Source organism: Lentzea sp. NPDC058450 (assembly GCF_042721395.1).
Lineage (GTDB): Bacteria > Actinomycetota > Actinomycetes > Mycobacteriales > Pseudonocardiaceae > Lentzea.
Map to the genome: position 1 here is coordinate 1 of NZ_JBHXLO010000024.1, position 26,418 is coordinate 26,418.

The 26,418-nt window shown below is 68.0% G+C and carries 25 protein-coding genes; 17 read left to right on the forward strand and 8 right to left on the reverse strand.

Going from position 1 to position 26,418, the window contains the following annotated elements; genetic code table 11:
• Nucleotides 1-105: 105 nt before the first annotated feature.
• Nucleotides 106-912, reverse strand: coding sequence for a metal-dependent hydrolase (locus ACFWNN_RS30530; protein ID WP_382443388.1), 807 nt, complete (start codon nt 910-912; stop codon nt 106-108).
• Between the two features lie 261 nt (nt 913-1,173).
• Here ACFWNN_RS30530 and ACFWNN_RS30535 point away from each other — a divergent pair, with 261 nt between their 5' ends.
• From ACFWNN_RS30535 to ACFWNN_RS30545, 3 genes are all read left to right on the forward strand, one after another.
• Nucleotides 1,174-2,397, forward strand: coding sequence for an NADP-dependent isocitrate dehydrogenase (locus ACFWNN_RS30535; RefSeq protein WP_382443389.1), 1,224 nt, complete (start codon nt 1,174-1,176; stop codon nt 2,395-2,397).
• A 196-nt stretch (nt 2,398-2,593) separates the two neighbouring features.
• A complete protein-coding gene (locus ACFWNN_RS30540; RefSeq protein ID WP_382443390.1) occupies nt 2,594-2,881 on the forward strand; it encodes a hypothetical protein in 288 nt (95 codons plus the stop codon).
• Between the two features lie 141 nt (nt 2,882-3,022).
• Nucleotides 3,023-5,626, forward strand: a complete 2,604-nt coding sequence (locus ACFWNN_RS30545) for a LuxR C-terminal-related transcriptional regulator (RefSeq protein ID WP_382443391.1) — start codon at nt 3,023-3,025, stop codon at nt 5,624-5,626.
• Nucleotides 5,627-5,654: 28 nt separating this feature from the next.
• On the opposite strand, the gene ACFWNN_RS30550 is transcribed toward ACFWNN_RS30545, so the two are convergent.
• Nucleotides 5,655-5,969 carry a hypothetical protein gene (locus ACFWNN_RS30550; protein ID WP_382443392.1) on the reverse strand — a complete coding sequence of 105 codons (315 nt, stop codon included), beginning with the start codon at nt 5,967-5,969 and terminating at the stop codon, nt 5,655-5,657.
• Nucleotides 5,970-6,134: 165 nt separating this feature from the next.
• Here ACFWNN_RS30550 and ACFWNN_RS30555 point away from each other — a divergent pair, with 165 nt between their 5' ends.
• The 7 genes from ACFWNN_RS30555 (at nt 6,135) to yhjD (ending at nt 14,298) form a co-directional block, all read left to right on the forward strand.
• Nucleotides 6,135-6,353 carry a hypothetical protein gene (locus ACFWNN_RS30555; protein ID WP_382443393.1) on the forward strand — a complete coding sequence of 73 codons (219 nt, stop codon included), beginning with the start codon at nt 6,135-6,137 and terminating at the stop codon, nt 6,351-6,353.
• Nucleotides 6,354-6,364: 11 nt separating this feature from the next.
• Nucleotides 6,365-7,156 carry an exodeoxyribonuclease III gene (locus ACFWNN_RS30560; protein WP_382443394.1) on the forward strand — a complete coding sequence of 264 codons (792 nt, stop codon included), beginning with the start codon at nt 6,365-6,367 and terminating at the stop codon, nt 7,154-7,156.
• A 537-nt stretch (nt 7,157-7,693) separates the two neighbouring features.
• Nucleotides 7,694-9,322, forward strand: coding sequence for a TIGR03767 family metallophosphoesterase (locus tag ACFWNN_RS30565; RefSeq protein WP_382443395.1), 1,629 nt, complete (start codon nt 7,694-7,696; stop codon nt 9,320-9,322).
• A gap of 63 nt (nt 9,323-9,385) precedes the next feature.
• Nucleotides 9,386-11,908 (forward strand): bifunctional FO biosynthesis protein CofGH, encoded by a 2,523-nt coding sequence (locus ACFWNN_RS30570; protein ID WP_382443396.1) that lies wholly within the window; start codon nt 9,386-9,388, stop codon nt 11,906-11,908.
• A gap of 124 nt (nt 11,909-12,032) precedes the next feature.
• A complete protein-coding gene (locus ACFWNN_RS30575; protein WP_382443397.1) occupies nt 12,033-12,224 on the forward strand; it encodes a hypothetical protein in 192 nt (63 codons plus the stop codon).
• A 27-nt stretch (nt 12,225-12,251) separates the two neighbouring features.
• Nucleotides 12,252-13,274, forward strand: a complete 1,023-nt coding sequence (gene trpS, locus ACFWNN_RS30580; RefSeq protein ID WP_382443398.1) for a tryptophan--tRNA ligase — start codon at nt 12,252-12,254, stop codon at nt 13,272-13,274.
• Nucleotides 13,275-13,311: 37 nt separating this feature from the next.
• Nucleotides 13,312-14,298 (forward strand): inner membrane protein YhjD, encoded by a 987-nt coding sequence (gene yhjD, locus ACFWNN_RS30585; RefSeq protein WP_382443399.1) that lies wholly within the window; start codon nt 13,312-13,314, stop codon nt 14,296-14,298.
• 70 nt (nt 14,299-14,368) lie between these two features.
• On the opposite strand, the gene ACFWNN_RS30590 is transcribed toward yhjD, so the two are convergent.
• Nucleotides 14,369-15,637 carry a D-alanyl-D-alanine carboxypeptidase family protein gene (locus ACFWNN_RS30590; RefSeq protein ID WP_382443400.1) on the reverse strand — a complete coding sequence of 423 codons (1,269 nt, stop codon included), beginning with the start codon at nt 15,635-15,637 and terminating at the stop codon, nt 14,369-14,371.
• Nucleotides 15,638-15,699: 62 nt separating this feature from the next.
• Here ACFWNN_RS30590 and ACFWNN_RS30595 point away from each other — a divergent pair, with 62 nt between their 5' ends.
• Nucleotides 15,700-15,927, forward strand: a complete 228-nt coding sequence (locus tag ACFWNN_RS30595) for an SCO4848 family membrane protein (RefSeq protein WP_030478462.1) — start codon at nt 15,700-15,702, stop codon at nt 15,925-15,927.
• A 9-nt stretch (nt 15,928-15,936) separates the two neighbouring features.
• The gene (locus ACFWNN_RS30600; RefSeq protein ID WP_382443401.1) at nt 15,937-16,287 is read left to right on the forward strand and encodes a hypothetical protein; all 351 of its coding nucleotides are present in this window, start codon (nt 15,937-15,939) and stop codon (nt 16,285-16,287) included.
• Nucleotides 16,288-16,396: 109 nt separating this feature from the next.
• Here the strand turns inward: ACFWNN_RS30600 and ACFWNN_RS30605 are convergent, their stop codons facing one another.
• Nucleotides 16,397-16,855, reverse strand: a complete 459-nt coding sequence (locus ACFWNN_RS30605) for a hypothetical protein (RefSeq protein ID WP_382443402.1) — start codon at nt 16,853-16,855, stop codon at nt 16,397-16,399.
• On the opposite strand from ACFWNN_RS30605, the gene ACFWNN_RS30610 reads away from it, so the two are divergent.
• A complete protein-coding gene (locus tag ACFWNN_RS30610) occupies nt 16,848-17,048 on the forward strand; it encodes an LPXTG cell wall anchor domain-containing protein (RefSeq protein WP_382443403.1) in 201 nt (66 codons plus the stop codon). The two genes, ACFWNN_RS30605 and ACFWNN_RS30610, sit on opposite strands and share 8 nt — an antisense overlap.
• Nucleotides 17,049-17,087: 39 nt before the next feature.
• Nucleotides 17,088-18,002 carry a hypothetical protein gene (locus ACFWNN_RS30615; RefSeq protein WP_382443404.1) on the forward strand — a complete coding sequence of 305 codons (915 nt, stop codon included), beginning with the start codon at nt 17,088-17,090 and terminating at the stop codon, nt 18,000-18,002.
• Between the two features lie 418 nt (nt 18,003-18,420).
• Here the strand turns inward: ACFWNN_RS30615 and ACFWNN_RS30620 are convergent, their stop codons facing one another.
• The 4 genes from ACFWNN_RS30620 to sdhC are packed head-to-tail and all read right to left on the reverse strand — an operon-like array spanning nt 18,421 to nt 21,812.
• Nucleotides 18,421-19,203: a succinate dehydrogenase iron-sulfur subunit gene (locus ACFWNN_RS30620; RefSeq protein WP_382443405.1), complete on the reverse strand. Its 783-nt coding sequence runs from the start codon at nt 19,201-19,203 to the stop codon at nt 18,421-18,423.
• On the reverse strand, nt 19,203-20,957 hold the full coding sequence (sdhA, locus tag ACFWNN_RS30625) for a succinate dehydrogenase flavoprotein subunit (RefSeq protein ID WP_382443406.1): 1,755 nt from the start codon (nt 20,955-20,957) through the stop codon (nt 19,203-19,205). Before sdhA ends, ACFWNN_RS30620 begins: the two co-directional genes overlap by 1 nt.
• Before the next feature lie 22 nt (nt 20,958-20,979).
• Nucleotides 20,980-21,387 (reverse strand): succinate dehydrogenase hydrophobic membrane anchor subunit, encoded by a 408-nt coding sequence (locus ACFWNN_RS30630; RefSeq protein ID WP_382443407.1) that lies wholly within the window; start codon nt 21,385-21,387, stop codon nt 20,980-20,982.
• Nucleotides 21,388-21,389: 2 nt separating this feature from the next.
• Nucleotides 21,390-21,812: a succinate dehydrogenase, cytochrome b556 subunit gene (gene sdhC / locus ACFWNN_RS30635; RefSeq protein WP_382443408.1), complete on the reverse strand. Its 423-nt coding sequence runs from the start codon at nt 21,810-21,812 to the stop codon at nt 21,390-21,392.
• 734 nt (nt 21,813-22,546) lie between these two features.
• On the opposite strand from sdhC, the gene ACFWNN_RS30640 reads away from it, so the two are divergent.
• The 3 genes from ACFWNN_RS30640 (at nt 22,547) to ACFWNN_RS30650 (ending at nt 26,413) form a co-directional block, all read left to right on the forward strand.
• Complete coding sequence (locus tag ACFWNN_RS30640) at nt 22,547-23,680, forward strand: BMP family protein (RefSeq protein ID WP_382443532.1); 1,134 nt, start codon at nt 22,547-22,549, stop codon at nt 23,678-23,680.
• Between the two features lie 79 nt (nt 23,681-23,759).
• The gene (locus tag ACFWNN_RS30645; protein WP_382443409.1) at nt 23,760-25,340 is read left to right on the forward strand and encodes an ABC transporter ATP-binding protein; all 1,581 of its coding nucleotides are present in this window, start codon (nt 23,760-23,762) and stop codon (nt 25,338-25,340) included.
• Complete coding sequence (locus tag ACFWNN_RS30650; RefSeq protein WP_382443410.1) at nt 25,340-26,413, forward strand: ABC transporter permease; 1,074 nt, start codon at nt 25,340-25,342, stop codon at nt 26,411-26,413. The genes ACFWNN_RS30645 and ACFWNN_RS30650 overlap by 1 nt, the downstream gene beginning before the upstream one ends.
• Nucleotides 26,414-26,418 lie beyond the last annotated feature (5 nt).

The following is a 26,418-nucleotide window of genomic DNA, read 5'->3' on the forward strand; positions in this document are numbered from 1 at the left end:
GCACCGCCCCCACGCCCCCGTACAACCAGTACGAGGACGTGGGGGCGGTGCCACGATGCGCCCGTCTGACCGCGAATTCCCACGTCAGCGTTTCGGGCCGCGCCACTAGACCGGAAGCAGGTCGACCCAGCTCAGGAACGGCAGCGCGCCCGTCGCCTGCAACGCCGCCAGTCCCAGCCAGATCGAGAGGACCGTCACGATCGGCCCGACGATCGCCATCTCCACGACCCCGCCGGTCTTCATCCGCATGATCTTCGGCGGCGCGACCGGGAACCAGGTCTTGCCCATGATCGGGATCGGCCACAGGATCGGGCACCCCTGCTCGGTGATCGCGTCACCGATGTAGTGCGCGAAGCAGCCGATGCCGACCGCGATTCCGCACGCCGCCGCCGACGCGTCCGTCTGCGAGGTCCACGCGATCATCGCCCACGTTATCCCCGCCGACACCACGGTGATCCACAACGCGTCCTGCTTGGGGCACCAGTCGTTCATGATGCCGCGCACGGCGAGACCGGCGAACACGAACATGAGCACCGGCAGCGCCCACTTCTGGCTGTTCTGCACGACCGCGGCGGTGAAGACGGCGGCGAACAACGCGAAGACGAGCGTGTGGGTGAGACCGCGGTGTCCGCCGTCTCGCTTGGAATCACGCTTCAGCCGGGTCGTCCGGTAGACGAAGCCGCTCAACGCGTTGATGCCCGCGGACAACCCGCCGCTCAGCGCTCCGAACGTGCGCGAGATGGTCGAACCGGGGTGGTCGAGGTCGGGCAGCAGTGCCGCGCCCGTGGCCAGAACCGCACCTACGGCCCAGCTCTGCGGCGTCAGCTGGCCGATCGGGTGACTCGACGCGAGTGCGGTGACGGCGCTCCAGGCGAGCAGCCCGCTCATCGCATGTGTTGGCCCAGTTGACACTTACGCCCCTTCTGATGATCACCCGACGGAGCAACACTAGTCGCTCGCACGTTCGAATCCGTCCGTTTCTCAACACGCCTGGCCGGGCGGTTCTGTTGCGTCGGACGTGGTAGTCAGTAGGGAGCACCGCGTCCGCTGCTGGGCGTCGACGCGGGAGTTATGGTGCGCCTGAATCGGTGTAACCAGGGTCGCAGGCACAGCCGAGCGTTCTACCAGTACGCTTGTCTTGCTTGCATCGTCGCGAGAGGAGCGCCCGGAGTTATGGGCAAGATCAAGGTTCAGGGCACCGTCGTCGAGCTCGACGGCGACGAGATGACCCGGATCATCTGGCAGTTCATCAAGGACAAGCTGATCCACCCGTACCTGGACGTCACTCTGGAGTACTACGACCTGGGCATCGAGCACCGGGACGCCACGGACGACCAGGTCACGATCGACGCCGCGAACGCCATCAAGAAGCACGGCGTCGGCGTCAAGTGCGCCACGATCACGCCGGACGAGGCGCGCGTCGAGGAGTTCGGCCTCAAGAAGATGTGGGTCTCGCCGAACGGCACGATCCGCAACATCCTCGGCGGTGTCGTCTTCCGCGAGCCGATCATCATCTCCAACGTCCCGCGGCTGGTCCCGGGCTGGACGAAGCCGATCATCATCGGTCGTCACGCCCACGGTGACCAGTACAAGGCCACCAACTTCAAGGTGCCCGGCGCCGGCAAGCTCACGATCACGTTCCAGCCGGAGGACGGCTCGGACCCGATCGAGCACGTCGTCACCGAGTTCCCGGCGGAGGGCGGTGTGGCGATGGGCATGTACAACTACAACAAGTCCATCGAGGACTTCGCCCGCGCCTCGTTCTCCTACGGCCTGCAGCGGGGCTACCCCGTCTACATGTCGACGAAGAACACGATCCTCAAGGCCTACGACGGTGCCTTCAAGGACATCTTCCAGGCCGTGTTCGACGCCGAGTTCAAGGCGGACTTCGACGCCGCCGGCCTGACCTACGAGCACCGCCTCATCGACGACATGGTCGCAGCGGCCATGAAGTGGGAGGGCGGCTACGTCTGGGCGTGCAAGAACTACGACGGTGACGTCCAGTCCGACACGGTCGCGCAGGGCTTCGGCTCGCTCGGCCTCATGACGTCGGTCCTGATGACGCCGGACGGCAAGACGGTCGAGGCCGAGGCCGCGCACGGCACCGTGACGCGTCACTTCCGCCAGCACCAGGCCGGCAAGCCGACCTCCACGAACCCCATCGCGTCGATCTACGCGTGGACCCGTGGCCTCATGCACCGCGGCAAGCTGGACAACACCCCCGAGGTGATCCGCTTCGCCGAGGCGCTCGAGGAGGTCGTGATCGAGACCGTCGAGGCCGGTCAGATGACCAAGGACCTGGCCCTGCTGATCAGCAAGGACCAGGCGTGGCTGACCACCGAGGACTTCCTCGCCGCGCTCGACGAGAACCTCAAGAAGAAGATGGCGTCCTTCTGATCGCCTGATTCTCGCGAGAAGGCCACTCCGGTTACGCCGGGGTGGCCTTTTTCGTGCGTCCGTCACCCGGTCGGTTCCTCTTGCGGGTGGTTGCCGCGCCGAGCCGTCCACACAGGTCTCGCAGCCGCTATATCTGCTGATCCAGGGCTTGTGTCAGGTGGAGGCGTTCGCGATGTTCGGTGTGCCGGTTCGGGGAATGATCGTCATCGGGGTGCTCGGCGTCGCCGGCGTGATGTACGCGGTGAACGGCGGCAAGCCGATGGGCAGCGAGACGTCGGCCGGGATCTGCAAGATCACGGTGACCGCGGACATCCTCAACGTCCGCTCGGGCCCCGGTGACATGCAGCCGATCGTCTCGACGATGCCGCGCGACGCCGTGGCCGACGCCCAGGGGCGCGTCGAGAACGGCTACCGGATGCTGAGCGACCGGCGCTGGGTGAGCCAGTCGTTCACGGCGCTGACCAGCGATTCCACCTGCAAGTAGCGAAAATTCCAGGGATTTCCCGGTTCGGAAAGGCCTTTCCTGACCGGGGCCGTCCTCTTAGGATTGATCCGGCTGGCCTAGCGCGGGTAGCCGGAACGCGCCGCCACGTGTTCGAAGAGCGTGCGGCGAAGGGACGTATCCGTGGCGGTGGTGTCTGACCGCAGACGCGAGCTGGCGACAGTGCGCGAGGCACTGGAGAAGGCCCCCGGGGTCGTGTGCGTCGAGGGCCGGGTCGGCCTCGGCAAGTCCTCGGTGCTGGCCGAGACCGTGCGGATGGCCCGTGAGCTCGGCTTCTCGGTGTTCCGCGCGCAGTGTTCCGCCTCCGAGGCCGGGTTCCGGTTCGGGGTGCTCGCGCAGCTCTTCGAGAGCCACGCCGACGAGATCCTCGCCGGGGACGCCGACCAGGCCGCGCTGCACCGGGTGCACCGGCTGGTCCGCGAGCTCGTGCTGGACTCCCCGGTGCTGCTCGCGGTGGACGACGTGGAACTCGCCGACGAGCCGTCGTTGAAGTTCCTCGCCTACCTGCGACGACGGCTCGGTGAGCTGCCGGTCGTGGTGGTGGTGACGCGCGGACTGGTCGATGAACCGCCATTGCTCCGTGAGGTGGTCGGGGACGCGGTGCGCGTTCGGTTGCGCGGGCTCGACCAGCTCGCGTGTGGCCGGTTCCTGCGGACGTTGTTCTCCTCGGCGGTGCCCGACGACGTCGTCGCGGACTGGCGGGTGGCGACCGGCGGCAACCCCTATCTGCTCGGGCTTCGTCCTCGTGACCTCGGGGAACGGGCCGGGGAACTGGTCGCGCGGCTGTCTGCCCGTGGTGCTGAGGTGGTGGCGTTGGCGCGCGCGTCCGCGGTGCTCGGCGAGGCCGACCTGGCGTTGGCCGGTGCGGCGGCTGGGCTGGACGCGCTGGAGGCGGCCGAGGCGTCCCGGGCGTTGGGTGGGATGGGGTTCGCGGGCGTGCCGATGGTGACGGCGACGTTGGCGCAGAGCACGACCGCGTTGGACCGTGCGTCGATCCACGCGCGTGCGGCGCGGTTCCAGCACCACGACCAGGCTTCCGCCGACGACGTCGCCTCGCACCTGCTGGAGGCGTCGCCGATCGGGGAGGAGTGGGTGCGGGACGTGCTGCTCGCCGTCGCCCGAAGATCCACCTCGGACCGCGCGATCGCCTGCCTGCGCAGGTTGTTGCGCGAGCCGTTGCCGGACGACCTGCGCGGCGAGGTGCTGGTCGAGCTCTCGGAGGCGCAGTCGCTGGTCGACCCCGGCGCCGCCCGTGCGTCGCTGACCAAGGCCGCCGGTGCGTCGATGGACGTGTTGGCCGAGGGGCGGATGGCGTTGCTGCTCGCCTACGACCTGGCCGGGCGGCGGCTGTACCGGGACGCGGTCGCGAAGGTCGAGTCGGTGATCGCGCGAGTGTCCGGCGTGGACTCCGACCTGGCTCAGCGGCTGGACCTGTACGCGTTGTCGCTGGGGATGGAGGAGTCGTTCTTCTCCGGTGAGGTGGAGACGCGGATCGCGCGGCTGCTCGGGTCGCGGATGACGTCGGCGCGCAACACCCGGTTCCTGAACACGGTGCTGGCCTATCGGGGCGCGACGATCGGGGCCAACGCAGGCGAGACGCGCCGCCGGGTGCACGCCGCGTTGCCGGTGCGGGTCGGGCGCGACCTGATCGACCAATTCTCGTTCGCGCACGTGGTCGTGGCGCTGCTCGCGATCGACGAGTACGAGCTGGCGGACCGGCAGTGCGACGAGGCGCTGCGGGTGACGGCCGAACGCGATCTGGGGCTGTGCGCGGCTTTGGTACAAGGGCTGCGATGTCACGTGGCGCGCCGGCTGGGGTCTTTGGCGGTCGCGGAGCAGCTCGGTCTGGCGTCGCTCGCGCGGCTGGATTCCCTTGGGGCGCAACAGGACAGCAACGTCGTCGCCGGTGTCGCGGGGCTCGTCGGCGTGTGGGTCGACACGGGCGACTCCGCGTCGGCGTTGCGGCTGCTGCGCGAACGCTCGCTGGACGGTGACCTGCCCGAGTACTCGCACTACAACGTGCTGCTGCACCAACGCGGACGACTGCACATGGCGTTGGGTGACCCGGCTTCGGCGTTGCGCGACCATCTCGTGTGCGGCCAACGGATGGAACGGCGCGGCGCGCGCAACCCGTCGTTGCAGCCGTGGCGTTCGCACGCGGCGATGGCGCACATGGCGTTGGGGGAGCAGGAACAGGCCTTGTTCCTGGCGTCCCAGGAACTGGAGATCGCCCGCGAGTGGGGTCTAGCCGTGCCCGTCGGCGTGGCGTCGCGGGTCGCCGGCGTGGTGGCCGCGGACCTGGAGTTGCTGGAGGAGGCCGTGTCCACGCTGCGGGAGACCCCGGCTCGGCTGGAGCTGGCGCGGGCGTTGGTCGACTGGGGCGTCGGCCTGAGGGCTGCCGGGCGTGGCCCGGAGGCGTTGGCGGCGCTGCGGCAGGGCCACGACGTGGCGAAGCGTTGTGGCGCGATCTCGTTGATGGGGCTCGCTTCGAGAGAACTCCGCGCAGCGGGCGGACGCCCCGCGCGCGTGCCGTCGGGTTCGGTGCTCACCTCGCAGGAAGAGCACATCGTGCGGCGCGCAGTCCACGGCCTGACGAACCGGCAAATCGCGGCGGAGCTGTTCGTGACGCCACGAGCCGTCGAACTGCATTTGACGCGGGCGTACCGCAAACTGGGAATCTCCGGCCGCCGAGATCTGGCCGCCGCATTGGAAAAGGCCGGCGCGTGAGGGCGGCGCCGGCCTTTTCCGCGCTTCACTACTTCAGGACGATGATGCCCAGCGCGATGACTTTGCCGCCCAGCTTGATCCCCTTGACGTCGACGTCGGCGCCGACCTTCAGCTCGCCGGAGACGATGGTCTTGAGGAGGTCGTAGTCCACGTCCACCGTCGTGGAGGCGTTGACCTTCACCTTGATGGACTTGCCGTGGACGACCGCGATGACCTTGCCGGTCACGTTCGCGGAGGCCTCGGCCGAAGCCTCGGTGACCGGGGCCGCGAACGCCTGCGCGGCACCACCGAACAGCACGGCGGTGGCGGCGAGACCGGCGAGAACACCCTTGATCGCGTTCATGTCTTCTCCTTGGTGCTTTGTGCTTCGGGGGATTTTCTGGGCCCGCTCAAAACATGCCTTTCGAATACCCGCACGATCAATGGTCCGCGTTCAACATTTCGTGTTCGCCGAAGTCCGCCTTTGCAACGGCGAACGACTTCGGTGGCGTGTGGCAAACTTGCGGGCATGCTGAGGAACGTGTTTCGGTGGGGCAGAGGCAAGGGCGTCGCGCAGTGCTCGTGCGACCCGGAGTGGCAGGGCCTCTACACGGAGATCGACGGCCAGCGCCAACTCGCCCTGCCGCGCGACGAGATGGCCACGATCGTCGGCTACCTCGACCTCACCGCCCACTGCGCCGGCTGCAACGCGGAGTACCCGAAGCCCTGGGGCCTGGCCTCCAAGTAGGCTCCTCCGTCGTGCTCACGGTCTCCACGGTCAACGTCAACGGCCTGCGTGCCGCCTCCAAGAAGGGCTACCTCGAGTGGCTCGCCACGACGTCCGCGGACGTCGTGTGCCTTCAGGAGGTCCGGGCCGAACCTTCCGAGCTGGCCGCTGAGGTCCACTCGCCTGCCGGTTGGCACGGTGTGTACGCCGCGTCGTCGATGAAGGGGCGTGCGGGGGTGGGCATCCTCTCGCGCGTGGAGCCGACGTCTGTGCGTGTGGGCTTCGGGGTTGCGGAGTTCGAGTCCAGCGGGCGGTACCTGGAGATCGAGCTTCCTGACGTCGTGGTGGCGTCGTTGTACTTGCCGTCTGGTGATGTCGGTACTGAGAAGCAGGACGAGAAGGACCGGTTCATGGCGGCTTTTCTCCCGTATTTGGTGTCGTTGCGGGAGAAGGCGGCTGTTTCGGGGCGTGAGGTGCTGGTGTGCGGTGACTGGAACATTGCGCATCAGCAGGCTGATTTGAAGAACTGGAAGACCAATCAGAAGGAGTCCGGGTTCCTGCCTTATGAGCGGGAGTGGATGACTTCTGTTTTTGCGTCTGGGTACCACGATGTGATGCGTTCTCTTCACCCTGAGGCCGTTGGGCCGTACTCGTGGTGGTCGTACCGCGGCAAGGCGTTCGACAACGATTCCGGGTGGCGCATCGACTACCAGGTGGCTACGGACGGGCTGTTGGCTCGGGCCTCGTCTGCGGTGGTGGAGCGGGCGGCGACGTATGCCGAGCGCTGGTCGGACCATGCGCCTGTCACCGTGGTTTACGGCTGAACTACCAGGTGTGTCGCCTGGTGCGGTGGTTGCGTTGGGTGCAAAGACAACTGCGGACGAGCCGGGTCATTTCATCGCCGCTGACGCGTCGATAGAGATTGGGGCTTGACTTCGGGGCCCTTGCGAGGCGCTCATCGGCCGTTAAAAGCCGGGCTGAAAAGCGCCCGGCCGATCCGCGAGGCTAGCACCTCGCACCCAAAGTCAAGCCCCGATCTCCAGCGTGCGTGGCTGAGTTCGGTGGGTACGTCACCGATACCGCTTGACCGGATCCAAGAGGGAGGGACGCCTCGCCTTCGGCATTGCGTTTGGCTACCTCGTCCCGGCCGCTGCGTTCGGCAACCTCACCCCGGCCACAGCGCGAGCCTGCCGTGGGCTGTGCCTCTACTCCAGGTGACCCAGCCCGACCTGCCTTTATCGCTCTTGTCGCCCACCTGACGGCTCGATTCAACCCGCTCGTTCCCCGAATATGAAGACGATTCAGTACTCGAATCCAGGGGGCGGTGGCACATGGCGGGCTTCAACCGACGGTCTTTCCTCATGGCGATGGGTGTGGGTGCGGCGGGCGTGCCGTTGCTGCCCGGCCAAGCGTTTGCGGACACGGCGGGCACCACGCTCGACGCGGTTGCCACGCCCATCGGTATCAGCGGTTATCGCCGGTTGCAGGCTGGTCCTGGGTGGCCGACGGTGGTGCGTGCGGATCTGGTCGCTGCCAAGGCCAACCGCGAGGCTCGGCGGCAGGCGTTGAGCAGCTTCGTGCAGTTCTCCGACATGCACATCTGTGATGCCCAGAGTCCGCTGCGGTTCGAGTACCTGCACCCGATCATGGGCAGCAGCGCGCACCGGCCGCAGGAGGCGTTGACCACGCAGGGGTCCGCGAGCCTCGTGCGGAGGGTCAACGCGGTGAAGCGGGGGCCGCTCACCGGGCGGCCGTTCGACTTCCTCATGACCACCGGCGACAACACCGACAACCACGAGAACATCGAGCTCGACTGGTTCTTGGCGGTCCTCAACGGTGGTCGCATCGTGCCCAACACCGGTGACTCGCGGTACGAAGGTGTGCAGAACGCGGGCATCAGCACGTTCTGGCAGCCGGACATGAGTGGTAGCGACGACTACAAGGCCAAAGGGTTTCCGCAGCTCAACGGGCTGCTCGACGCGGCCGTCCGCGAGTTCGGCAGCCCTGGGCTGAGCATCCCGTGGTACTCGACCATCGGCAACCACGACGACAGCGTCGTCGGGGCGCTGCCGGACGGGCTGCTCGACAGTTGGTACACCGGTCGCAAGAAGATCGTCGGCTTCGGGGACCCCGTGCAGAACGCCAAGGTCGCGCGGGCGTTCAACGACCCCGCGGCGATCCCGGAGGCGATGGCCATCCTCGGCACTAGTGGTGTTGTTCGCACCGTTACGCCGGACAGCAGGCGGCGGTTGTTCAGCACTGGTGAGTTCGTGCGCAAGCATTTGCCGTCGGGCGGTCACGGTTATACGGACGCCAACGCGGATGGCGTGGACGTCTTCTACACGTTCCGGATGGCGCCTGGCGTCACGGGCATCAGCATGGACACCACGAACCTCGCCGGCTTCTCCACCGGGTCCATCGGGCTGCACCAGCTCAACTGGATCGAGAAGACCCTCAAGCGCAACAGTTCGCTCTACTACGACTGGCTCGGGCTGCCGCAGCGGCAGAACGTCACGGACGAGTTGTTCGTGCTCTTCAGTCACCACACGAGCAGCACGATGGGCAACGTCCTGCCGGACCGCCGCCGGCCGTTGGACCCGCGGATGACCGGCGACGCGCTGGTGAACCTGCTGCACCGCTTTCCGAACGTGCTGGCGTGGGTCAACGGCCACACGCACCGCAACGTCATCACGCCGCACCGGCACGACACGCCGTCCCGCGGCTTCTGGGAGATCAACACCGCCGCGCACGTCGACTACCCGCAGCACGCCCGTGTCATCGAGGTCGCGGACAACGCCGACGGCACGTTGTCGCTGTTCACGACGTTGTTGGAAGCCGACGCGCCGTACCAGGTCGACTACGACGACAGGTCAGATGCGGCCCTGGCGAGCTTGTGTCGGGAGTTCACCTACAACGACATCCACTCGCGCACGAACCCCCTCGGCACGCCGTTGGACCGGAACACGGAACTGCTGGTCTCCGTGCGCTGACAGTGGGATGTCCCACACCCGGCGTGCGGTGATCAGGAATTTCAGCGGCCTAAGGTCGTTGACGTGGCAGTGGACATCTCGCTAACCCCACCGCAGCCCCGTCCGAGTGCGGCGGCCATGAGGCGTGCGCTGCGCCGGGCCGCCGACGGTGCCGTGCTCGACGCGACGGAAGCCGCCGTGTTGTTGCACGCGCGCGAGGACGACCTGGACGCGCTGCTGACAGCCGCGGGCAAGGTGCGGGACGCGCACCTGCTCGCGGAGGGGCGGCCGGGGGTGGTCACGTACAGCCGGTCGGTGTTCATCCCGCTGACCAGGCTGTGCCGCGACCGGTGCCACTACTGCACGTTCGCGACCGTGCCGCACAAGGTGCCCGCCGCGTTCCTGGAACGCGACGAGGTGCTGGCGATCGCGCGCGCCGGCGCCGCGCGGGGCTGCAAGGAAGCCCTGTTCACGCTCGGCGACCGGCCGGAGGACCGCTGGCCCGCGGCCAAGGAGTGGCTGGAGGCGCGCGGCTACGAGTCCACTTTGGACTACGTGCGGGCGAGTGCCATCGCCGTGCTGGAGGAGACGGGGCTGCTGCCGCACCTCAACCCCGGCGTGCTGAGCTGGGAGGAGCTGACGCGGCTGCGGCCCGTGGCGTCCAGCATGGGCATGATGCTGGAGACCACGGCCGAGCGGCTGTGGAGCGAGAAGGGCGGCCCGCACTACGGCAGTCCCGACAAGGACCCGGCGGTGCGGCTGCGCGTGCTCACCGACGCCGGGCGCGTGAACGTCCCGTTCACCACCGGAATCCTCATCGGCATCGGGGAGACGATCGCCGAGCGCGCCGAGTCGTTGCTCGCGATGCGTCAAGTCGCGAAGCAGTACGGGCACATCCAGGAAGTCATCATCCAGAACTTCCGCGCCAAGCCGGACACGGCGATGCGCGGCATGCCGGACGCCGATCTGACCGAGCTCGCGGCGACCATCGCCGTGGCACGCCTGGTGATGCCGTCGACGGTGAGCGTGCAGGCACCGCCGAACCTCGTGGGCGGCGAGTTCGGCCTCATGCTGCGCGCGGGCGTCGACGACTGGGGCGGCGTCTCGCCGATCACGCCCGACCACGTGAACCCCGAGAAGCCGTGGCCCCAGGTGGATCAGCTCACCGCGATCACCGCGCAGGCCGGTTTCTCGTTGCGGGAAAGGCTGAACGTCTACCCGCGGTACGTCCGCGCGGCAGCGGGGCAGTGGATCGACACGAGGCTCACGGCCCACGTTTCCGCGCTGGCACTGGAAACCGGCCTCGCGAACCCGGACGCTCCCGTCGAGGGCCGCGAGTGGCAGGAGCCGGACGGCGGCCTCGACACGTTCGGCCGCGCGGACCTGAACACCGCGATCGACACCGAGGGCCGCACGAGCGACCGCCGCAGCGACTTCGACGAGGTCTACGGCGACTGGGACGAGCTGAAGATTCCCGTTGCGCCCCAACGGCTTTCCGAAGACGTCCAACGTGGACTGAAGATCGCCGCGAACGACCCGGCGGCGTTGCTCGACGACACCGACGCGGCGATGGCGCTGCTGACGGCCGACGGCGACGCGCTCGAGACCATGGTGAAGCTCGCCGACGACCTGCGCCGCGAGGTGGTCGGCGACGACGTCACGTACGTCGTCAACCGCAACATCAACTTCTCCAACGTCTGCTACGTCGGCTGCCGGTTCTGCGCCTTCGCGCAACGTGAACGGGACGCGGACGCCTTCAGGTTGTCGACCGAGGACGTCGCCGACCGCGCCCAGGAGGCGTGGGACGACGGCGCCACCGAGGTCTGCATGCAGGGCGGCATCGACCCCAAGCTGCCGGTGACCTACTACGCCGACGTCGTGCGCGCGATCAAGAAGCGCGTGCCGGGCATGCACGTGCACGCGTTCAGCCCGATGGAGATCGTTTCCGCCGCGGCGAAGGCGGGCGTCAGCGTCCGCGAGTGGCTCACGGAGCTGAAGGAGGCCGGGCTCGACACGATTCCCGGCACGGCGGCCGAGATCCTCGACGACGACGTGCGGTGGGTGCTCACCAAGGGCAAGCTGCCGACCGCGACCTGGCTCGACGTCGTCGGCACCGCCCACGAGCTGGGCATTCGTTCCTCGTCGACGATGATGTACGGCCACGTCGACCACCCCGGCCACTGGCTCACGCACTTCCGCGTCCTCGCGAAGCTGCAGGACCGCACCGGCGGGCTCACCGAGTTCGTCGCGCTGCCGTTCGTGCACCGCAACGCCCCCATCTACCTCGCGGGCGTTGCCCGTCCCGGCCCCAGCCGCCGGGACAATCGGGCAGTGCACGCGTTCGCACGCCTGGCGTTGCACGGTCGCGTGGACAACATCCAGTGCTCGTGGGTGAAGCTCGGCGACGAGGGCACCGCGGAGATCCTCAACGGCGGTGCGAACGACATCGGCGGCACGTTGATGGAGGAGACGATCAGTCGCATGGCCGGGTCCGAACACGGGTCCGCGCGCACTGTGAGTGAGCTTGAGACCCTGGCTTCACTAGCAGGGCGTAACGCGCGTCAGCGAACTACGACATATGGGCGAGTGCGAACCGATCAACAGTGACCGATAGTCTGAATCGGCGCGCAGAGACGCTACCGGTGTTCGGTAGCTTGGCGGCCGTTCAGTCAGCGAGGTTCACCCGTTCCGGGGGGATCTGTGCCATGGGGAGGCTCGGCAAGTGCAGGGCATGAGTCTTGTAGTGAGCGCTGCGGTCGAGAGCAGCATGACCGGCACGGCTGCCGGTCCCGTGGGCCTGGTCGCGGTCGTGGCCGGTGTCGGCGGTCTGGTGTACGGCCTGGTCAAGCGGCGCAAGCCGGCCCCGGTCATCGCGGCCAACCAGCGCATCGACCTGGTCCAGCAGGACACCACGCACAACTGATCCACCTGGTCTGAGAAGATTTCTTCCGTGTCCACGGAGAACGCTCCCGCAGAGCCCGTCAAGCGCCCCCGCGTCCTGTCCGGCATCCAGCCGACGGCCGGGTCGTTCCACCTCGGCAACTACCTGGGTGCGGTGCGGCAGTGGGTGGACCTGCAGGAAGCGCACGACGCGTTCTACTGCGTCGTCGACCTGCACGCGATCACCGTGGAGCAGAACCCGAAGGAACTGCGGCAGAACACCCGCGTCTCGGCCGCACAGCTGCTCGCGCTGGGCATCGACCCGGATCGGGCGACCCTGTTCGTGCAGTCGCACGTTCCGGAGCACGCCCAGCTCGGCTGGGTCATGCAGTGCATGACCGGCTTCGGCGAGGCGGCGCGGATGACGCAGTTCAAGGACAAGTCCGCACGCCAGGAGCAGTCCGTCGGCGTCGGCCTGTTCACGTACCCGATCCTGCAGGCCGCGGACATCCTGCTGTACCAGGCGCACTACGTGCCGGTCGGCGAGGACCAGCGCCAGCACCTGGAGCTGACCCGCGACCTCGCGACGCGCTTCAACTCGCGCTACGGCAAGACGTTCCGCCTGCCAGAGGCGTACATCGTCAAGGACACGGCCAAGATCTTCGACCTGCAGGACCCGACGTCGAAGATGAGCAAGTCGGTTCCCGGCGGCGTCGTGGAGCTGCTGGAGGACCCGAAGCGCTCGGCCAAGAAGATCCGCTCGGCCGTCACCGACACGGGCCGCGAGGTCCTGTACGACGTCGAGAACAAGCCGGGCGTCTCGAACCTGCTGACGATCTACTCCGCGCTGACGTCGCGTTCGGTCGAGTCGCTGGTCGCGGACTACGGCGGCAAGGGCTACGGCGACCTGAAGAAGGACCTCGGCGAGGTCTTCACCGAGTGGGTCACCCCGGTGCAGGAACGCGTCCGCATGTACCTCGACGACGTGGCCTCGCTGGACAAGATCCTGGCTCAGGGCGCCGAGCGCGCACGTGAGGTCGCGTCGGGCACGTTGCGCCGCACGTACGAGAAGATCGGCTTCGTCCTTCCGTAATCTGCCCGCGTAGTGCAAGTGCACTAGCGTCTTGCTCGTGGACAAGTGGCGGCGGAAGTACGCATGGCTCGACCACATCATGCGTGCGTACGAGCGGTTCGACCAGCGATACGGCACCCAGCACGCCGCTGCGGTCACGTACTTCAGCGTGCTCTCGCTCGTACCGATCCTGATGATCGGCTTCGCCGTCGCCGGTTTCGTGCTGCAGTCGCAGCCGGACCTGCTGATGTCGTTGCGGGCGAGCATCGCCGAGGCCGTGCCGGACGAGCAGCTGCGCACCCAGATCAACGAGGCCGTGGACACCGCCCTGGAGTCCAAGGGCACCGTCGGCATCATCGGTCTGCTCGGTGCCGCCTACTCCGGTCTCGGCTGGATGAGCAACCTCCGCGACGCCCTGACGGCCCAGTGGGGCCAGGCGAAGGGCGAACTGCCGTTCCTCGGCACGCTCTGGCGCGACCTGCTGGCGTTGGTGGGTCTGGGCCTCGCGATCGTGCTCTCCTTCGGCATCACGGCGCTCGGGTCCGGGTTCGCCGAGCAGGTGCTGGAGTGGGTGGGGCTCGGCGAGGCCGGGTGGGCGCACGCGCTGCTGCGGTTCGGCACGATCGTGCTGTCGCTGCTGGCGAACTGGATGGTGTTCCTGTGGGTGCTGGCGCGGTTGCCGCGCAAGCCCGTGGGGTGGCGGTCGGCGCTGCGGGGCGCCCTGGCGGCCGCGATCGGGTTCGAGGTGTTGAAGCAGGCCGCGACGATCTTCCTGTCGTTCACGACCAAGTCGCCCACCTCGGCCGCGTTCGGGTCGGTGATCGGTGTGCTGGTCTTCGCGAACCTGGTGGCCCAGTTCATCCTGTTCATCACGGCGTGGACGGCCACCGCGCGGGAGAACCGCGAGCCCGAGGTCGTGCAGGCCCCGCCTCCCGCCGTGATCGCCCCGGTGGTGTCCGTGCGGCAGGGCCCGGCGCCGTCGCTGATGATCGGAGTGGGCGCGGCGGTGGGAGCCGTCGCCGGCCTGCTGTGGCGCCGCCGGTAGGTCTTCGGACGCGAAACGGCCCCGGCAGCTGCTGCCGGGGCCGTTTCCTGCTTGGTGCCTGGAAGGCCTCTCAGACTCCCTGTGCCGCCTGAGCGGCCTGGCGTCGTGCCCTGGCGGCCTTGGCCCGCTTGTTGCGCAGGACGAGCAGCAGAGCCGCCACCAACGCGATCCCCGCGGCGGCCGTGATTGGCAGGCCGACCGTGCCGAACGCGGTCGGCGCGGGCCGTCCGGTGTCCGGGTCGGTTCCGGCCGCCACCTCGGTGTTGCCGTTGGTGCTCTGGGTGGGGACGACGTTCTGCTTCGGCTGCGGCGCGCCGTCCACGAGCTTGCCGACGCCGCCCGGGCCCATCGCGAAGCCGTAGTCGAGCAGCTTGCCGGCCTGGTTGTCGATGCGCGTCGGGGTCTGCTGACCGCGGAGCAGGACGACGACGAGGCGGCGGCCGTCGCGTTCCGCGGCACCCACGAAGGTGTGCTGCGAGTCGTCGGTGAAGCCCGTCTTGCCGCCGAGCGCGCCCTGGTAGTTCTGGAGCATGCGGTTGTCGTTCAGCAGCGGGATGGTGCCGCCGTTGCGACCGGGGAAGGTCGACTGCGGGAGCTTGATGGCCTGGGCGAACTCGTCGTACTTCATCGCGCCGCGGAAGATCAGGCCGACGTCGTAGGCCGAGGTGCTGGTGCCGGGGCCGTCGAGGCCGGAGGGAGTGACGGCGCGGGTGTCGAGGGCGCCGAGCTCCTTGGCCATGGCGTTCATCTTGCGCAGGGCGTTGGGGACGCCGCCGAGCTGACGGGCGAGCGTGTGCGCCACGTCGTTGCCCGAGGTCAGGAGCAGGCCGTGCAGCAGCTGGCGGACGGTGTACTGGCCGCCGTCCTTCAGGCCGACGCAGGTGCACTCCTGCTGGGTGTCCTCCGCGCTGGCGGTGACGACGAGGTCGCCCCGCAGTTCCTTGGCGACGACCATCGCGAGGAGCACCTTCATGATGCTCGCGGGACGCTGACGGCCGTGCGGGTCGTACGCGGCGATGACTGCGCCGCTGTCGATGTCCGCGAGCATCCACGAGGCGGCGGTGATGCCGCTGGGAGGCTGTGCCGAGTTCGGCGGCAGGATCAGGCCGCACTCGCCCAGCCGGTCACCTCCGATGGGCTTCTCCGGCACTTCCAGCGCGGTCGGCGCCTTCTGGCCGGGCTCCGGCTGCTCGGACGTGTCCACCGGGGGCGGAGGGGTCTCGCGGTTCGCACACTGCGCCGAGCCGGCGGCCTGCTGTGCGGTGCTCGTCGGAGCGGCGAACGCGGCAGTGGCCGTTGCTAGGACCAGGGCGACGATGAGCCGTTTGGGGAAGGGCACGCCCCCCAGGCTATCCACCCCCGTTTAGCGGCTTGCACGCAGCACGTCTGATACTGGGTGCTGTGAAGCTCTCGCGCCCGATGTCACTCTTCCTGGTGGCTTTCGGAGTGTGGTCGTGGGTGATCTGGCCCACGTTCCTGAAGAACATCTGGAAGGACCCACGTTCGTTTAGCGACGGACCTACCGCCTTCTTCACCGTGCACCTGGTGCTGGTGATCGCCTCGCTCGTGTTCGGCACCGTCATCGGCGTGCTGGGCGTGCGGGGTTTCCTGGCCACTCGACGTCGATAGGGAAACGCTGTGGAGTTCGTACGCCTGTTGCTGGTGTTCCTGCACCTGCTCGGCATGGGCATGCTCGTCGCGATGATCATGTTGCAGGCCAAGGCCGGCAAGGACGCGCCGGTCAACAAGGGCTGGCTGCACGGCGCGGCGCTGCAGCTGCTGACCGGTGTCGCGCTGGTGGCGATCGACCCGCTGGTCGACTCGGTGAAGTACGACCACGTCAAGATCGGCGTCAAGCTGGCCGTGGTCGTGGCCATCGCGGTGGTCGTGGCGATCAACGTGAACAAGCCCAAGGCGCCGTCGTGGCTGATGCCGACGGCCGCGTCGCTGGTCGTGCTGAACGTGGGCATCGCGGTCTTCTGGACCTGATCAGAACCCTGATCGGGGGATGTCTCGCGCACTCGTGGGTGACGTGGGCGTGCTTTTGACCCGACGTGCTGTACCGGCGCGCCACCATCCGTGTCATGTCACGTATCGCCTATATCGGTGTGCTCACCGCCGGGGCAGTGTTGACGCTCGTCTCACTGCACGGTGCCGCCCCGGAAGCTTCGGCGACCGGGGATGGCCAGGTGTGCGCCGCTGCGTGGTGCCCGAAAGAACGTCCCGGATGGCGAGCGCCGTCGCCGAGAGGTGAAGAGCCTCCGACGTCGTCCACGACCCCTCCGACGACCACGACCACCACGTCGTACACGACCACGACGACGCCACCGGTGACCACCACCACGACGTCGTCCACGACGACCACGACGGATTCCACGACGACCACCACGGATTCCACGACCACGACGACCGACTCGACGACGACCACCACGCCGTCGACGACCACGACGACGGATTCCACGACCACGACCACGGACTCGACGACGACCACTCCGCCGTCGTCGACCACCACCAGGCCGTCGACCTCGACGACCACCACCACGCCCCCGGTGACCACGACCACCACGAAGCCGTGGCTCACGACGCCGCCGACCACGACCAAGGTCACGTCGCCCCCGGTCCACCAGGACAACCGCCTGGCCAACACCGGCACCTCGCCGGTGTGGACCCTGCTGCTCGGCGTGCTGATGCTCGTCGGCGGCTCGATCCTGATGCTCCTCGACCGCGCCAGGCGCCAGCCGAGGCGTTGACCGCCGAACACTGTCGGTGCTCCTCGTCACACTGGTGACGTGCGAATCGAACACCTGCGCGAACGCAGCGATCTCGGCGTCATCAGTGCCGGCACCCTGAAGTCCCTGGGTGTCTCCGACCCGTGGCGAAGGTGCGTCCCGGGCGGGCCGTGGCAGCGCATGTACCCAGGCGTCGTGCTGCTGCACAACGGCCCGCCCACCCAGGACCAACACCTGACGGCGGCCCTCCTGCGCGCGGGCCCAGGAGCCGTCGTCACGGGCGCGGAAGCCTGCCGCCGCCACGACCTGCCAGCCCGCGGCCCCGAGATCCACCTGCTCGTCCCGGGCTCCCAGCGCGGCAGCGGCAGCCTGGTCCTGGAACGAGCCTCGCCGGTCCCGCCGGCCACGAACGTGGGCGGCTTCCCGGTCGTCTCAGCGGCCAGAGCCGTCACCGACGCCTGCCGCTTCCTCCGCACCGCGGACGAGGCCACCGCCCTGATAGCCGCCGCCGTCCAGCGCAACCGCTGCACCGTCGCCGACCTGACCGCAGAGGCCCGCACCAACCGCTACGGCACCAAGCTCGTCCGGAGCGTGCTGAAGGAGCTGGGCCGAGCCGAGTCCGTGGCAGAACGCGACGCCCGCCGCCTCAGCCGCAGGATCCGCCTCACCACCCCGCACTGGAACACCACCATCGCGGGCCCGGACGGCCTGGTCATCGCCAGACCGGACGCCTGGTACGACGACGTGGGCCTGGCCTGGGAGATCGACTCGCGCGCCTTCCACCTGGGCCCGCGCGACCACGAACGCACCCTGGCCCGCAACACCCGCTACGCCGCGGCGGGCATCCTCGTCGTGCAGACCCTGCCGACGCGGTTGCGCGACCACCCGGAGGCGGTGGCGAGGGAGCTGAAGGCCGCGCACAAGGCGGCAGCGGCCCGCCCACGCCCGCCGGTGCACGTGGTGGAGGTGAGCTGACGGCAGCGCCTCCCAGCGAACGCCGCGCTTGTGAGTGCAGTGCTGCCGCGCCTCACGGTGTCTGAGGGTGTCGGCAACGCCGTGCCTCACGACGTTCGATACCGCTGGCGACAGCGCGCCTTGTGGTGTTCGTGAGTGCAGTTCTGCCGCGCCGCACGACGTCTGAAGCGTCGGCAACGCCGCGCCCTACGGCATTCGTGGGCGCGAAGCTGCTGCACCCCACCGCACCCGACAGTGCCGCAGTGCCGTGCCTCGCTGTGCCCGCGAACGTGGAGCCGTCCCACCACACCCGACAACGCCGAAGCGCCGCCTCACCGCGCTCGTGAACCCAGACCCGCCACACCGCCGCCACCCCGACAACGCCGAAGCGCCGCGCCCCCACCGGGGACACGGCGCCTCGAAGCGACCCTGACGTGCCTCAGACCCGCTTGAACAGCAGGGCCCGCTTCACTTCCTGGATCGCCTTCGTCACCTGGATGCCACGCGGGCACGCGTCGGTGCAGTTGAAGGTCGTGCGGCAGCGCCACACGCCGTCGATGTCGTTGAGGATGTCGAGCCGCTCCTCAGCGCCCTCGTCACGCGAGTCGAAGATGAACCGGTGCGCGTTCACGATCGCCGCCGGGCCGAAGTACGAGCCCTCGGTCCAGTAGACCGGGCAGGAGGTGGTGCAGCAGGCGCACAGGATGCACTTCGTCGTGTCGTCGAACCGCTCGCGGTCGGCGACGGACTGGATGCGCTCGCGCGTCGGCTCGTTGCCGTACGTCACGAGGTACGGCTTGACGGCGCGGAACGCCTCGAAGAACGGCTCCATGTCGACGAGCAGGTCCTTGTGCACCGGCAGGCCCTTGATGGGCTCGATGGTGATCGTGGTCTGCTTGTCGCCCTTCTGCAGCAGGTCCTTCAGCAGGACCTTGCAGGCCAGGCGGTTGACGCCGTTGATGCGCATCGCGTCCGAGCCGCAGATGCCGTGGGCGCAGGAGCGGCGGAACGTCAGCGTGCCGTCCACGTACCACTTGATGTGGTGCAGGAGGTTCAGCACTCGGTCCGACGGCAGGGCCGGGATGTCGAACGAGTCCCAGCGGGGCTCGTCGTCGAACTCCGGGTTGAAGCGCCGGATCTTGACGGTGACCGTGACAGCGCCGTCCGGAACCGGCGGCTGGGAGCCGCGCGAGCCAGCAGTGGTTTCAGCGGTGGCGGTCATCAGTACTTGCGCTCCATCGGCTTGTACCGGGTAAAGGTCACGGGCTTGAAGTCCATCCGGATGTCGGCGGTCAGACCTTCGCCCTGCTTGTAGAACATGCTGTGGCGCATGAAGTTCGTGTCGTCGCGGTTCGGGTAGTCCTCGCGGGCGTGACCGCCGCGGGACTCCTTGCGCGCCAGCGCGCCGTGGACGAGGACCTCGGCCAGCTCCAGCAGGAAGCCGAGCTCGACGGCCTCCAGCAGGTCGGTGTTGAAGCGCTTGCCCTTGTCCTGCACGGAGATGTGGGCGTACCGCTCCTTCAGCGCCTGCACGTCGTGCAGGGCCTGCTTCAGCGTGTCCTCGGTGCGGTACACGGACGCGTTGGCGTCCATGGTGGCCTGCAGCTCGATGCGGATGTCCGCCACGCGCTCCTGGCCGTGCTCCGACAGGACGAGCGCCACCTGCTCCTCGACCTGGGCCGCCGGGTTCTCCGGCAGGTCCACGTGGGTCTCGCGGGAGTTGGCGTACTCCGCGGCGGCGATGCCGGCGCGGCGGCCGAAGACGTTGATGTCCAGCAGCGAGTTCGTGCCGAGGCGGTTCGCGCCGTGCACCGAGACGCACGCGCACTCGCCGGCCGCGTACAGGCCCGGGATCACGTTGTCGTTGTCCCGCAGCACTTCGCCGTGGATGTTCGTCGGGATGCCGCCCATCGCGTAGTGCGCGGTGGGGTACACCGGGACGGGCTCGACGACCGGGTCGACGGCCAGGTAGGTCCGCGCGAACTCGGTGATGTCCGGCAGCTTCGTCTCCAGGACCTCGGCACCGAGGTGCGTGCAGTCCAGCAGCACGTAGTCCTTGTTCGGACCGGCGCCACGGCCTTCCAGCACCTCGAGGGCCATCGACCGGGCCACGATGTCGCGCGGCGCCAGGTCCTTGATGGTCGGGGCGTAGCGCTCCATGAACCGCTCACCCGAGGCGTTGCGCAGGATCGCGCCCTCACCTCGCGCGCCCTCGGTCAGCAGGATGCCGAGACCGGCGAGACCGGTCGGGTGGAACTGGTAGAACTCCATGTCCTCCAGGGGCAGGCCCTTGCGGAAGACGATGCCCATGCCGTCGCCGGTCAGCGTGTGGGCGTTCGACGTGGTCTTGAAGACCTTGCCGAAACCACCGGTCGCGAACACGACGGACTTGGCCTGGAAGACGTGGATCTCACCGGTCGCGAGCTCGTAGGCGACGGCGCCGGTGCAGACCGGGCCGTTCTCCGTCTCGGTCAGGCAGATGTCGAGCACGTAGAACTCGTTGAAGAACTCGATGCCGTGCTTGACGCAGTTCTGGTACAGCGTCTGGAGGATCATGTGACCGGTGCGGTCCGCGGCGTAGCAGGCGCGGCGCACGGCGGCTTCACCGTGGTTGCGCGTGTGGCCGCCGAACCGGCGCTGGTCGATCTTGCCCTCGGGCGTCCGGTTGAACGGGAGGCCCATCTTCTCCAGGTCGAGAACGGCGTCGATGGCCTCCTTCGCCATGATCTCGGCGGCGTCCTGGTCGACCAGGTAGTCGCCGCCCTTGATCGTGTCGAAGGTGTGCCACTCCCAGTTGTCCTCCTCGACGTTGGCGAGGGCGGCGCACATGCCGCCCTGGGCCGCGCCGGTGTGCGAACGCGTGGGGTAGAGCTTGGTGAGCACCGCGGTGCGGGCGCGCTGGCCGGACTCGATCGCCGCGCGCATTCCGGCACCACCAGCGCCGATGATGACTACGTCGTACTTGTGGAACTGCATTGTGGTGGGCTCCCCGCGCGGGTCAGTTCGAGATGTTCGGGTCGAAGGTGAAGATCACGAACGTGCCGAGCGAGATGATCAGGACCATCGACACGTAGAGCAGCATCTTCAACCAGAACCGGGTGGAGTCCTTGCGGGCGTAGTCGTTGATGACCGTCCGCACGCCGTTGCCGCCGTGGATCTGCGCGAGCCAGAGCATCGCGAGGTCCCAGAACTGCCAGAACGGCGAGGCCCAGCGGCCCGCGACGAAACCGAAGTTGATCCGGTGCACGCCGCCGTCGAGGACGTTCATGATGAAGAGGTGGCCCAGGACCAGGACCACGAGCAGCAGGCCGGACAGGCGCATGAACAGCCAGCTGTAGAGCTCGCCGTTGCCGCGGCGGGCCGCGGGGCGGCGGGGCTGGCGGGGCTTGTCGAGTGCGAGAGACATGGTCAGTGACCCCCAACCAGCTCGGAGATCGTGCGCTGCATCATGAAGTAGAAGCCGGGGATCATCACGAGGACCCAGACGACCAGCACGGACCAGAGCATGAGCCGCTGGTACTTGGCGCCCTTCTCCCAGAAGTCGACGAGCATGACCCGGATGCCGTTCAGCGCGTGGTAGAGCACCGCGCCGACGAGGCCGACCTCGAAGAGGTTGACGACCGGGTTCTTGTAGAGCTCGATCACCTTGTCGTACGAGTTCGGTGAGACGCGCACGAGTGCGGTGTCGAGCACGTGGGAGAAGAGGAAGAAGAACGTGAGGACACCGGTGATCCGGTGGGCGACCCAGGACCACATGCCCAGATCACCGCGGTAGAGCGTCCCACCCCCTCGGGTGGTGCCCGACCGCTCGGGTGCGCCTGCGCTGGTCATGCGCCGAGGCCTCCAACGTCAGTGGTGGGTGGTCGGTGAACACGTTCTGTCCGACCATGACCGGGAAATGCTAGTCCCGCACGTCGGACCCGTCCCAGCAGGCGCACCCGCTCTGTGACCGATGAGACACGCTGTCGATCGGCCAAGCGGTCTTGATCGATTCGGAGATGCGGTCCACGCCACATTTCGGGCATTCGGTACCGGGAAAACGAGGACGGCGGCCTGGACCTCCGCCTTGGTCCGGGCCGCCGTCAGTGGCAAGGGCACTTGCCACCACCTACACGCGTGGGAGCCCGCGAGCGGTTCAACGCGTATCGAAAGAAACTTCGTCCAACGTCGAACCGCAGGTCAGGACTGACATTCCCGAGTCAGCCGCACGGCAGCGCGCACACCCATCCTGAACAGCATGGGGAGGGAGAACCGCCCGCGGCTGCCCGCGGGCGGACCGGTGTCGGGCATGTCAGGGGCGTTGGAGCGATGGGCTTGGCGAGCGGAACTGCTCCAACCGGACGAAGATCAGGGCGAAGAAGGGCCTCAAGGGGACGAATCGCCACGCGCCGAACACGAGTGATCACCACTCGTACGGCCAAAGCGTCGAATGCGTAACCGATAGGGGTCTTTGTAGGTGCTGGCGGCAACGGGGTTGGTTACTAAGAGGTACGGTGCCGCGTCTAGGACCCAACAACGTCGTTGGGGAGAAAACCTCAGGGAGGAGACGAGCCGTGCGTCGTCGTATGCGTGGTGTCGCGGTTGCCGCGATCGCGTTGACCAGCGTGATGACTATGGCCGCCTGCGCGAAGGACTCGGGTGGCGGCAGCAACAACGCGGGGACCGGTACCGGCACCGCCTGCGAGTTCGCCGAGGCTCCTTCGGCCCCTGCCACGTCGAACACCAGCGCCGCCAACGGCGACAAGGTCGACGCGAGCGCGCTGAAGATCGGTCTGGCCTACGACATCGGCGGTCGTGGTGACGCGTCGTTCAACGACTCCGCCGCCGCCGGCCTGGACAAGGCCATCGCGGACATGGGCGTGAAGAAGGAGAACACGCGAGAGCTGTCCGCCGCCCCGAACGAGGACGAGTCCGCCAAGCAGACCCGTCTGCGCCAGCTGGCGTCCGAGGGCTTCAGCCCGATCATCGGTGTCGGCTTCGCCTACGCCGAGTCGATGAAGCTCGTCGCCGCGGAGTTCCCGAACGTCAAGTTCGGCCTGGTCGACTCGGCCGTCGAGGGTGCCGCGAACGTCACGCCGCTGCTGTTCGCCGAGCAGGAGGGTTCCTTCCTCGCCGGTGTCATCGCCGCGTACCAGAGCAAGAAGTGCCACGTCGGCTTCGTCGGCGGCGTCGAGATCCCGCTGATCCAGAAGTTCGAGGCGGGCTACTTCCAGGGTGCCAAGGCCGCCGCGCCGAAGATCCAGATCGAGAAGAAGTACATCACCCCGGCTGGTGACTTCACCGGTTTCCAGGACGCCCCGAAGGGCCAGGAAGCCGCGAAGGGCCAGATCGACAAGGGTGCCGACGTCATCTACCAGGCCGCGGGCGCGTCCGGTAAGGGCATCTTCTCGGCCGCCAAGCAGGGCAACGTGCTGGCCATCGGCGTCGACTCCGACCAGTACAACCAGGCGACCGTCGCCGACACCAAGGACGTCATCGTCTCGTCGATGCTCAAGCGCGTCGACGTCGCGGTCTACGACTACGTCAAGGCCGTCGCGAAGAACGACCTCGCCGGTCTGCCGAAGGTCTTCGACCTGAAGGTGGACGGTGTCGGTTACGCCACGTCGGGTGGCAAGATCGACGCGAAGCTCCAGGGCATCCTTGAGGGCTACAAGGCGCAGATCATCGAAGGCAAGATCAAGGTCGCGGACAAGCCGTAGTCCCGCGTAACCGCAGCATCCGGGCCCTGTGAGGAATGACCTCGCAGGGCCTGGTGCGTGGTAGGAGGAGCACTCGACGATGAGCAGTTCCACGTCCGTAGGGACGGACGAACACCCCGCGGTGGTGCTCACAGGCATCACCAAGCGATTCCCAGGTGTGGTCGCCAACAGCGACGTCCACCTGACCGTGCGCCGCGGCGAGGTCCACGCCCTGTGCGGCGAGAACGGCGCGGGCAAGTCGACCCTGATGAAGATCCTCTACGGCATGCAGCCGCCGGACGAGGGCACCATCGAGGTGAACGGCGAGCAGGTGCGCTTCCGCACGCCGTCCGACGCCATCAAGGCCGGCATCGGCATGGTCCACCAGCACTTCATGCTGGCCGACAACCTCACCGTCCAGGAGAACGTCGTCCTGGGCGCCGAGGCGATGCACGGCATCGGCAAGAAGGCCCGCGCGCGCATCATCGAGCTCTCCGGCAAGACGGGGCTGAACGTCGACCCCGGCGTCCTGGTCGAGCAGCTCGGCGTGGCCGACCGCCAGCGCGTCGAGATCCTCAAGGTGCTCTACCGCGGTGCCAAGGTGATCATCCTCGACGAGCCCACCGCCGTGCTCGTGCCGCAGGAGGTCAACGAGCTCTTCGACACCGTCCGCGGCATGCAGGAGCAGGGCTACACGTTCCTGTTCATCTCGCACAAGCTGGACGAGGTCCGCGCGATCGCCGACTCCGTCACGGTGATCCGCCGCGGCACGACCGTGGGCAGCGCCGACCCGAAGACCGTCAGCTCCCGGCAGCTCGCCGAGATGATGGTCGGCAGCGAGCTGCCCAGCCCGGAGACCCGCGAGTCCACCGTGACCGACACGGTCGTGCTGGACGTCAAGGGCCTCAAGCTGATGACCCCGGACGGCTCCCGGCCGATCCTCGACGACGTCGACATGGTCGTGCGGTCCGGCGAGGTCGTCGGCATCGCGGGCGTCGAGGGCAACGGCCAGACCGAGCTGGTCGAGACGATCATGGGCATGCGCAAGGCCGGCAGCGGCACGATCACGTTGCAGGACAAGGACATCACCAAGCTCGGCACGCTCTCCCGGCGCGAGGCGGGCATCGGCTACGTGCCGGAGGACCGCCACCGCCACGGCCTGCTGCTCACGCAACCCCTCTGGTACAACCGGATCCTCGGCTACCAGACCCGCAAGCCCACGGCCAAGGGCGTCTGGCTCGACACCGACGGCGCGAAGAAGGACACCGAGCGGATCGTCGCGGACTTCGACGTCCGCACGCCCGGCATCGACGTTCCGGCGGCCGCGCTCTCCGGCGGCAACCAGCAGAAGCTGGTCGTCGGCCGCGAGCTGTCCGGTGACCCGGTGCTGCTGATCGCGTCGCACCCGACCCGCGGTGTGGACGTCGGCGCGCAGGCGTTGATCTGGGACGAGATCAAGCGCGCCCGTGCCGCCGGTCTCGCCGTGCTGCTGATCTCGGCCGACCTGGACGAGCTGATCGGCCTGTCGGACACGATCAAGGTCATGCTGCGCGGCCGTCTGGTGGCCGACGCCGACCCGAACACCGTCACGCCCGAGGACCTCGGCAGCGCCATGACGGGTGCGGGCAGCACGAGCGCAGCGGTCCAGGAGACCGCTGTCGTCGAGGAAGGCGAGAACTGATGGGACACCTGCGCGGCAAACTCCTGCCGCCCGCGTTGGCGATCGTCTTCTCGATGTTGTTGTGCGGCATCGCGCTCGTCATCTCCGGCGCGAACCCGCTCAGCGCGTTCGGTGCGATGGTGACGCAGGTCGGCAAGGGCACGACGCTCGTCGACATCATCAACTCGACCGGCATCTACTACATCGCGGCGCTCGCGGTGGCGATCGGGTTCCAGATGAACCTGTTCAACATCGGTGTCGAGGGCCAGTACCGCGTCGCGGCCGTCGTGGCGGCGGTGGTCGGCGGCTCGATCGCGCTGCCCACCGGCATCCACACGCTGGTGATCATCATCGTGGCCGCGATCGCCGGTGCCGCCTGGGCCGCGATCCCCGCGATCCTCAAGGTGACCCGGGGCGTCAACGAGGTCATCTCGACGATCATGATGAACGGCCTGGCGATCGGCCTGTCCGCCTACCTGATCCGCCGGGACGTCTTCGGTGAGCTGCGGGGCAACAACATCCGCACGCCGGAGATCCCGGAGAGCGGCTGGATGCCCGGCATCTCGTTCGGTGGCGGCGGCACGATGTTCGGCTTCATCTTCGTGGCCATCGCCCTGGGCGTCGGCTACTGGATCATGATGAACAAGACCCGGTTCGGCTTCGAGCTGCGCGCGTCCGGCGAGTCCTCGACCGCCGCGTCCGCCGGTGGCGTCAACGCCAAGAAGATGGTCCTGGTCTCGATGCTGATCTCGGGCGCCATCGCGGGCCTGATCTCGCTGCCGGAACTGCTCGGCCGCGACCACACGTTCAGCCTGAACTTCACCGCGGGCATCGGCTTCTCGGGCATCGCGATCGCGCTGCTCGGCCGCAACCACCCCGGTGGCATCGCGTTCGGCGCGCTGCTCTGGGCGTTCCTCGACAAGGCGGGCCTCGCGCTCGACAACGTCGGCGTGCCCAGGGAGATCGTCACCATCATGCAGGGCTCGATCGTCCTGTCGGTCGTCGTCGCCTACGAGGTGGTGCGTCGCTTCGAGCTGGCCTCGGAACAGCGTCGCGTCGGCCGTGAGCTCGGAACTGTCGGAGGTGCCGCGTGATCTCG

Coding starts and splice junctions, on each gene's coding strand:
- ACFWNN_RS30550 (WP_382443392.1), bottom strand. CDS start 5,969: ATGAACGCGATCAAGGGTGTTCTCGCCGGTCTCGCCGCCACCGCCGTG.
- ACFWNN_RS30645 (WP_382443409.1), top strand. CDS start 23,760: ATGAGCAGTTCCACGTCCGTAGGGACGGACGAACACCCCGCGGTGGTG.
- ACFWNN_RS30540 (WP_382443390.1), top strand. CDS start 2,594: ATGATCGTCATCGGGGTGCTCGGCGTCGCCGGCGTGATGTACGCGGTG.
- sdhA (WP_382443406.1), bottom strand. CDS start 20,957: ATGCAGTTCCACAAGTACGACGTAGTCATCATCGGCGCTGGTGGTGCC.
- ACFWNN_RS30535 (WP_382443389.1), top strand. CDS start 1,174: ATGGGCAAGATCAAGGTTCAGGGCACCGTCGTCGAGCTCGACGGCGAC.
- ACFWNN_RS30630 (WP_382443407.1), bottom strand. CDS start 21,387: ATGTCTCTCGCACTCGACAAGCCCCGCCAGCCCCGCCGCCCCGCGGCC.
- ACFWNN_RS30620 (WP_382443405.1), bottom strand. CDS start 19,203: ATGACCGCCACCGCTGAAACCACTGCTGGCTCGCGCGGCTCCCAGCCG.
- ACFWNN_RS30565 (WP_382443395.1), top strand. CDS start 7,694: ATGGCGATGGGTGTGGGTGCGGCGGGCGTGCCGTTGCTGCCCGGCCAA.
- ACFWNN_RS30650 (WP_382443410.1), top strand. CDS start 25,340: ATGGGACACCTGCGCGGCAAACTCCTGCCGCCCGCGTTGGCGATCGTC.
- ACFWNN_RS30640 (WP_382443532.1), top strand. CDS start 22,547: ATGCGTGGTGTCGCGGTTGCCGCGATCGCGTTGACCAGCGTGATGACT.
- sdhC (WP_382443408.1), bottom strand. CDS start 21,812: ATGACCAGCGCAGGCGCACCCGAGCGGTCGGGCACCACCCGAGGGGGT.
- ACFWNN_RS30575 (WP_382443397.1), top strand. CDS start 12,033: ATGAGTCTTGTAGTGAGCGCTGCGGTCGAGAGCAGCATGACCGGCACG.
- ACFWNN_RS30555 (WP_382443393.1), top strand. CDS start 6,135: ATGCTGAGGAACGTGTTTCGGTGGGGCAGAGGCAAGGGCGTCGCGCAG.